Origin of the sequence: Streptomyces sp. 8K308, from assembly GCF_004348315.1 — a bacterium.
GTDB lineage: Bacteria > Actinomycetota > Actinomycetes > Streptomycetales > Streptomycetaceae > Streptomyces.
Window position 1 is genome coordinate 1 of the sequence record NZ_SMKC01000621.1, and the last position, 1,475, is coordinate 1,475.

Here is a 1,475-nt window from a genome sequence, read left to right on the forward strand (position 1 = left end):
CTCCCCCGCAGCCCCACGCCCCGAGAAAGGTGAGCCCATGTCCTATCTGATCACCGGTGGCGCCGGCTACGTCGGCGCCCACGTGGTGCGCGCCCTGGCCCAGGCCGGCGAGAGCGTCGCGGTCTACGACGACCTCTCCACCGGCGACACCACCCGGCTGCCCGACGGCGTCCCGCTGGTACGCGGCTCCGTGCTCGACCGCGGCCTGCTCGACCGGACCCTCGCCGAGCACCGGGTCACCACCGTCATCCACCTCGCCGCCCACCAGCAGGCCGCCGAGTCCGTCCGGCAGCCGCTGCGGTACTACCGGGAGAACCTGCACGGGCTCCAGATCCTCTTGGAGGCGGTGCGCGGCGCCCGCGTCACCCGCTTCGTGTTCGCCTCGTCCGCGGCCGTCTACGGCGCCCCCGAGGTGGATCTGATCACCGAGGACACCCCCTGCCAGCCCACCACCCCGTACGGCGAGACCAAGCTCGCCGGCGAGTGGCTGGTGCGCGACGCGGGTCGCGCCTACGGCATCAACACCGCCTGCCTGCGCTGCGTCAACGTCGCCGGCGCCGCCGCCCCGCACCTGGCGGACACCGCGAGCGGCGGCCTGCTCCCGATGACGTTCGAGTACCTGCACGCCGGCTCCCCGGCCCGGATCCTGGGCGACGACTACCCCACCGGGGACGGCACCTGCGTGCGCGACTACGTGCACGTCGAGGACGTGGCGGACGCCCACGTGGCGGCCGCCCAGGCGCTGGCCGAGCAGCCGACGCCCGACCACCTGACCCTCAACGTCTCGCGCGGCGAGGGGGTCTCCGTCCGCCAGCTGATCCGCGCCGTCGTCGAGATCACCGGCCACACCCGGCTGCGGCCCAGGACCGCCCCGCGTCGCCCGGGCGACGCGGCCAGGATCGTCGCCTGCCCCGACCTGGCCGCCAAGCACCTGGGCTGGACCGCGAGCCGCGCCCTCGACGACATGATCACCTCGGCCTGGGCCGGCTGGCTGCGCACCGCCCCCTGACGCTCAGGCGGTCGTCCGCCGCCGCTGCTCGCGGTGGCGGGCGACCGCGTCGTTGTTAGCGCAGCGCACCGAGCAGTAGGCGCGCCGGCCGTTGCGCGAGGTGTCGACGAAGGCCAGGCCGCAGTAGGCGCGCGCGCAGCGGCCGAGGCGCTCGGGCGCGGCGAAGCAGACGACGTAGGCGAGGCCGGCCGCCGTGACGGCGCGGATGTGGGCGGCGGGCCCGGCGCCGGGGAAGCTGTAGTGCAGGTGCGGGGCGCGGCCGCCGTGTTGGGAGATGTAGGGCCGGCTCGAGGCGTCGGCGAGCAGCGCGTTGATGGTCTCGCAGCGCCGGGTGGTGTCCTGCGGGCCGAAGCAGGGGGCCAGCCGGCGGCTCCAGTTCCAGATGTCCTTGGCCTCCGACTCGTCGAGCCTGGGCCGCGAGATGTCCCGTGCGACCAGCAGGGGTTCGAGCTGGTCGGGGGTGGGC

2 protein-coding genes are annotated in these 1,475 nt (G+C 75.1%); one reads left to right on the forward strand and one right to left on the reverse strand.

All coding sequences use genetic code 11. From position 1 onward, the window contains the following. The first annotated feature begins 37 nt into the window (after window positions 1–37). The gene (galE, locus tag E1265_RS36210) at window positions 38–1,009 is read left to right on the forward strand and encodes a UDP-glucose 4-epimerase GalE (protein WP_132935172.1); all 972 of its coding nucleotides are present in this window, start codon (window positions 38–40) and stop codon (window positions 1,007–1,009) included. A gap of 3 nt (window positions 1,010–1,012) precedes the next feature. On the opposite strand, the gene E1265_RS36215 is transcribed toward galE, so the two are convergent. Then, window positions 1,013–1,475, reverse strand: a 463-nt coding sequence (locus E1265_RS36215) for a CGNR zinc finger domain-containing protein (protein WP_207931358.1), incomplete at its 5' end; no start/stop codon positions are given.

Coding starts and splice junctions, on each gene's coding strand:
- galE (WP_132935172.1), top strand. CDS start 38: ATGTCCTATCTGATCACCGGTGGCGCCGGCTACGTCGGCGCCCACGTG.